This is a genomic window from Actinomadura sp. KC06, from assembly GCF_004348735.1.
In the GTDB taxonomy this organism is placed as follows: Bacteria; Actinomycetota; Actinomycetes; order Streptosporangiales; family Streptosporangiaceae; genus Spirillospora.
The window spans coordinates 1-5,828 of the sequence record NZ_SMKT01000291.1; the positions used below are offsets into that span (position 1 = coordinate 1).

At 72.2% G+C, this 5,828-nt stretch carries 4 protein-coding genes and 1 pseudogene; 4 read left to right on the forward strand and 1 reads right to left on the reverse strand.

What is annotated here, in order from left to right:
- From E1287_RS44450 to E1287_RS41660, 4 genes and pseudogenes are all read left to right on the forward strand, one after another.
- Window positions 1-315: pseudogene (locus E1287_RS44450) on the forward strand (hypothetical protein); the annotation flags it as partial.
- A gap of 35 nt (window positions 316-350) precedes the next feature.
- Window positions 351-1,022 carry a VWA domain-containing protein gene (locus E1287_RS41650; protein WP_131971388.1) on the forward strand — a complete coding sequence of 224 codons (672 nt, stop codon included), beginning with the start codon at window positions 351-353 and terminating at the stop codon, window positions 1,020-1,022.
- Window positions 1,012-2,100: a protein phosphatase 2C domain-containing protein gene (locus E1287_RS41655; RefSeq protein WP_131971390.1), complete on the forward strand. Its 1,089-nt coding sequence runs from the start codon at window positions 1,012-1,014 to the stop codon at window positions 2,098-2,100. Before E1287_RS41650 ends, E1287_RS41655 begins: the two co-directional genes overlap by 11 nt.
- A 4-nt stretch (window positions 2,101-2,104) precedes the next feature.
- Window positions 2,105-3,049, forward strand: coding sequence for a hypothetical protein (locus tag E1287_RS41660; protein WP_131971392.1), 945 nt, complete (start codon window positions 2,105-2,107; stop codon window positions 3,047-3,049).
- A 22-nt stretch (window positions 3,050-3,071) separates the two neighbouring features.
- Here E1287_RS41660 and E1287_RS41665 read toward each other — a convergent pair whose 3' ends face one another.
- Window positions 3,072-5,495, reverse strand: a complete 2,424-nt coding sequence (locus E1287_RS41665; protein WP_131971394.1) for an ATP-binding domain-containing protein — start codon at window positions 5,493-5,495, stop codon at window positions 3,072-3,074.
- Window positions 5,496-5,828 lie beyond the last annotated feature (333 nt).

The window sequence follows — 5,828 nt, forward strand, 5'->3', positions numbered from 1 at the left end:
GCGCTGGAGCGCCGGTTCGTGGAGGTCACCCTCACCGTCGACGCCGGCGACGCCAAGGACGGAAGCCGCGGCGCCGTCGAGGCCCTGCGCCGCGCCATCCGGGCGGAGCCCGGCCTGCGCGGACGCAAAGCGGGCATCGTGCTGACGTTCGGCGCCCAGCACAACGGCGGCGAAGCCTTCGCGCACGACGTCAACGCACTGCTGAAAAGAGCCGACGCCACGCTCTTCGCCGACGTCGCCACCCGCGACTTCCAGCTCCTCGGAGCGTCCGGCGGAGAAGTGATGCTCAACATCTACCTCTTCCACAAGAACTGACCCATTCCACGAGAACCGTCCCCGGGGAGCCACGCATGAGCGAGCAGATCCTGCCCTTCTACCTGGTGTGCGATGAGTCGGCGTCGATGACGGGCGAGCCCATCAACGAGATCAACAAATCGCTTCCCGAACTCCACCAGGCGATCGGCAGCAACCCGGTCGTGGCGGACAAGACGCGCTTCTGCCTCATCAGCTTCAACCATGAGCCGCAGGTGCTGCTGCCGCTGTCCGACCTGAGCAACGTCACGTCGATCCCCGCGATGACGGCCGGCGGCGGCACCACCTACGGAAAGGTCTTCGACCTCTTGCGGGACACCATCGGGCAGGACGTCAAACGGCTCAAGGGCGACGGCCACCAGGTCCTCCGCCCCGCCGTGTTCTTCCTCACCGACGGCCAGCCCAACGACTCCGCCGACTGGGCCTCGGCGCACAAGCGCGTCACGGACCCGTCCTGGGGGCCGCACCCGCACATCCTCGCGTTCGGCTTCGGCCAGGTCGACCAGCAGACCCTGCAGAGCGTCGCCACATTCCGGGCCTTCATCGCCAAGAAGGAGTTCGGCGTCGCCGAGGCGCTGCAGGAGTTCGCCCAGTCGCTGATCCGTTCCATCGTCCGTTCCGGGAGCAGCGCCGACGCCAACGGCGGCATGAGCCTGCAGATGCCGAACGACGTGCCCGGCTTCACCACGCTTCCGGCCGATGTCATCTGATCGCCGTCCCGGACCGGAGAGCCCGGATGACGACTCCTGGCGCCGCCACACCGACGAGGCGGTGTCCGTAACGGAGGAGACCCCGCCGGTCACGGCGCCGCCCGGCGCCGGACGGCAGGCCGCCGGTGACGTGCCGCGGCCTCTCATGCGATGGGTGCCGCCCCCGGAGCCGCCGGTGCAGCCCGTGCGCGTGGACGACGAAGCCGTCCCGCCGCCGTCGGGGGAGGCGGTCTTCGCTCCGCCGCCCGAGTACCGGCGGCCGCATCCGAAGGGCGGCGTCGCGCGAAGGCTTCCGCGGCTCCCCGAGGCCGTTGCGGACACGGTGCTGGACGGCGCGGACTTCGACGGACTGACCGTCCGCGCCGCCTCCCTCCGCGGCGACGACCACCGGTACCTGACCGAGCCCCGCCAGGACACCGCCGCCCTCTGGCCGCTGACCCTGGACGGGACGGACGCGCTGCTCTGCTGCGTCGCGGACGGTCTCGGCAGCCAGCCCAACTCGCACCTGGGATCCGCCCTGGCCTGCCGCCTGCTCCGCGAGGAGACCGGACGCGGCGCCGGGCTGTGGGACGACCCCGCCGCCGCTGCCCAGGACGTCCTGGGACGCGTGGTCTCCGGGATGCTCGCCGACGCCCGCACCCGGGGGATCGGCGCCGAGACCCTGTCGACCACCCTCGTCGCCGCCGTCGTCGAACTCACGCCCCCGGACCGGCCGCGCAGGGGCGTGGTGCTGCGCGTCGGGGACAGCACGGCCTACATGCTGCGCGACGGCCTTTTCCTGGAGTGTTTCGAGGACGCCCACAAGGACGAGGCCGTCCAGGGTTCCGGCACCAACGCGCTGCCCGGGAATCCCGGCGCGGTCGAAGTCGGCGCGGTGCTGCTCGGGAACGATGACGTGCTCGTCCTGTGCACGGACGGGCTCTCGAACCCGATGCACAACGACGAGGTGAAGGCGCAGCTCGTCAAATGGTGGAGCACCGGCCCCGTGCCCGGGATCCTGGAATTCGGATGGCAGTTGGCATTCCGCGCGAAGTCGTACGGCGACGACCGTTCGGCCATATGCGTCTGGGGGCGGTAGAGCGATGGCCTGGCCGGACGGCGACGACGTCCAATTGCGCGACCTGGTACTGGGGAAGGAACTCGGCACCGGCGGGCAGGGCAAGGTGTGCGATCTGCGCCGCGCAGGGGACGGCTACGTCTACAAGGAGTACTTCGCGTCCGGCGTGAACGGGGCGGCGCTGCGGCGGCTGGTGGAACTGCCCGGCGAGATGCGCCAGGCCGACCGGGACGGCCTGCTGCGGCAGGCGGCGTGGCCGCTGGCCCGCGTGCTGGACGGCGGCGAGGTCAAGGGCTTCGTCATGCGGAAGATCCCGAAGGAGTTCTACGGCCGGACGGCGTCCAAGCCCCGGCCTCGCGAGTTGCAGTATCTGCTGTACGAGCCGAAGGCGATGTGGGGGGACATCACTCCTCCGGAGGCGGACGGACGGCTGGAGATCGTCCGGAGGGCCGTGGCGCTGTTCCGGCTGCTGCATTCCCAGCGGCTCGTGGTCGGTGACGTGTCCATGAACAACCTGCTGTGGTCGCCGGCCGGGGACGTCTTCCTGCTCGACTGCGACGGGATCCGCGAGACGGGGACGCGTCCCGTCCTGGAGCAGCCCTCCACCCCCGACTGGGACGACCCCAAGCAGCCGGCGACCGGCCCGGACCTGGACACCGACCGGTACAAGCTGGCCCTTCTCGTCGCACGCGTCCTGACGCGGACGTCCGCGCTGCGTCCAGGGGATGCCGTCGAGTGCGTGCCGGGTGTGCCGGAGCGGGTCGCGGGCGAGGTGGCGGCGCGGTTCGCGGACGCGGCGCGACCTCGGGGGCTGCGGCCGGACGCGGCGCACTGGGCCAGGGCGCTCGACGAGCGCGGCGTCATCGAGCTCGATCCGCTGCCGCCGGTGCGCAGGCCGCCGAGCCTTCCGCACGCGCCGATGGACGGCGGGCGGGGGCAGCGGCCGATGATCCAGCTGCCCCCGTCCTGAGCCGTCGGCGCGAGTTGAGGCGTCAGGCCAGGTCGGCGAGGAGGGGCGGCAGGTCGCCGTCGTGGACGACCGTCAGCCGCCGGGTGGCCCTGGTCAGGGCGACGTAGAGGTCCTGGCCGCCCTTCGGCGACGCGGTCAGGACGCCCGCCGGATCGACGATGATCACTGAGTCGAACTCCAGGCCCTTGGCCTCCTCGGTGGTCAGGACGACGGTGGGGGAGTCGAGGGCCTCGGGGGTCGCGCCGGCGGCGGCGTCCGGAAGGGCGTCCAGGACGGCGGCGTGCCGGGCGGCGGACGTGATGACGGCGAGCCGCCCCTCCTTGAAGGCGCCGCCGATGCCGTCGGGCGTCCCGGCGGCGATGCTCGACAGCTCCGACCGGACCAGCGACGGCAGCTCCGCGACCGGCATGGCGAGCGCGGTGGGCGGCGGGCCGTCGTCGCGGACGGATTCGGGCGGCGTCTGACCGGGCGCGACAGCCGCGAGAACCCGGGCCGCGACCCTCATGATGGCGGCCGGGGTGCGGTAGTTGACCAGGAGGCGCTGCTCCCGCCAGCGGCCGGGGACGTACCGGTCGAGCATCTGCCCCCAGGACGCGGCCCCGGCGGCGCTGCCGGTCTGGGCGATGTCGCCGACGACGGTCAGGGAGCGGGTCGGGACGCGCTTCATCACCGTCCGCCAGGCCATCGCGGAGAGCTCCTGCGCCTCGTCGACGATCACGTGCCCGTACACCCATTCGCGGTCGGCCATCGCGCGCTGCGCGGTGGTGAGCGGCGGGCCGCCGTCGTGGTGGCGGTCGGCGAGGTCGCTCCCGGAGAGCAGGTCGCTCGCGGCGAGCAACGCGGCGTTCCCGGTTTCGGCGGACTCGATCACCTCCTGGGCGTACTGCGCCTCCCGCGCGCGTTCGGCGGCGGCCGCGCGCTCGCGGGCCTTCTCGGCGGAGTCGTCCTTGCCGAGGAGGTCGGCGGCCTCGTCCAGGAGCGGGACGTCCGAGATCGTCCACGCGCCACCGGACGGACGATCCAGCAGTGAACATTCGGCGGGCGTCAGCCCGGCGCGCGTTCCCAGCCGGGCGAGGGAATCTCGGTCGGCGTAGAGGTCGGCCAGGAGCCGCTCGGGCGTCAGCTCGGGCCAGAGCGCGTTGATGGCGCTCTGGACGGCGGGATCGTGCCAGAGGGTCTCCTTGGCCAGGCGGAGTTCCGTCTCGTCCAGGAGGGGTTCGTCTTCGGCTTCGTCGATGAGTTCCTGGAGCCAGTCGGGCAGGCCGCCGTTCTTGGCCAGTTCTTCCAGGGGCTCGTCCATGATGCGGTCGTACTGCTCGGCGCGGTTGACGGCGAGCGCCTCCAGAAGGTCGTGGACGAACCGTCGCCGCTGCACGTTGTGGGGGAGACGCAGGCCCCGCGCACGGTCGCGTGTCCGTTCGCACGTTTCGGCGTCCACGACCAGGGTGAGGCCATCGGTCGTGACGCGCAGGCCGTCCGGCGGGACGCGCTGCCGGTCGTGGACGGCTTCCCGCACCAGGTCGGCCATCCGCAGGTCGCCCTTCACGACGGCGACCGCAGGGTCCTCCGCGGCGGTCGCCTTCAGGCCCGGGTACAGCTCGCCGACCGTGGCCAGGGCGACGTCGGTCTCGCCCAGGCCGGGGAGCACCTGCTCGATGTACCGGAGGAACGTGGCGTTGGGGCCGACGACGAGCACTCCGCGCCGTTCGAGGACGTCCCGGTGCGTGTAGAGCAGATACGCGGCACGGTGCAGGGCGGCGACCGTCTTGCCGGTGCCGGGACCGCCCTGGACGACGAGCACGCCCTGCAGCCCCGAGCGGATCACCAGGTCCTGCTCCTCCTGGATGGTGGCGACGACGTCGCTCATCCGGCCCGTCCGGCCGCGGCGGAGCGTGGCGAGGAGGGCGGCCTCCCCGACGATGCCGCCGCGCTCGGCCTCGTCCAGGCCCTCCAGGTCGAACACCTCGTCGTCCAGCCGGACGACCTCGCGGTGGCGCAGGTGCAGGTGGCGGCGCCGCGCGAGGGTGCCGGGCGCGCCCGGCGTGGCGGTGTAGAACGGGCGGGCCGCGGCGGCGCGCCAGTCGATCAGGAGGGGCTCGTGGTCCTCGTCGCGGAGCCCGACGCGGCCGATGTAGAAGGTGTCGCCGGGGCCGTCCGCGCCGGCGCGGTGGTCGATCCGGCCGAAGCACAGGCCGTGCTCGACGCCGCTGAGCCGGGCGAGGCGGCGGGCGGCCTCGTCGGTGGCGACGGCGCTCTCCAGCCGGGCCTGGAACGCGCTCCCGCCGCCCGTGGCCGGGCCCTCGCGCAGCGCCCGCTCGGCCTTCTCCCGCTCGACGTCGAGCCGCGCGTACACGCGGGACACGTACTCCTGCTCGGTGCGAATCACGGCCTGCCGCGCATTTTCCTCGCGTTCGGGGTTGACAGCGTCCGCTTGACGGAGTCCCATGCCTGTGCTACGCTCCTATTCATAGGATGGAATTTTTGTGCGCAACTCGTAAGTTGCCACCCTATCATCCTTTTCTCCGCGCTGTGCGCGATCTTTCGGCCCCGCCCAAAAAGATCATCGTTGTTGTGGCGGACGTCATTTCTGCGGTACCAAAGGGCCACCGGCCTGGGTGATGCTTTCTGGCGATCGATGCCGGAATCTCCCGAAAGGTCGCTACCCCCATGGCCGACATCGCACGCCCGCTGAACCGGCGAAGCTTCCTCGTCACCAGCGGGCTCGTCACCGCCGTCGCCGTGGCCGGCGCCCCCGGCCCCGCGCACGCCGCCCCACGAC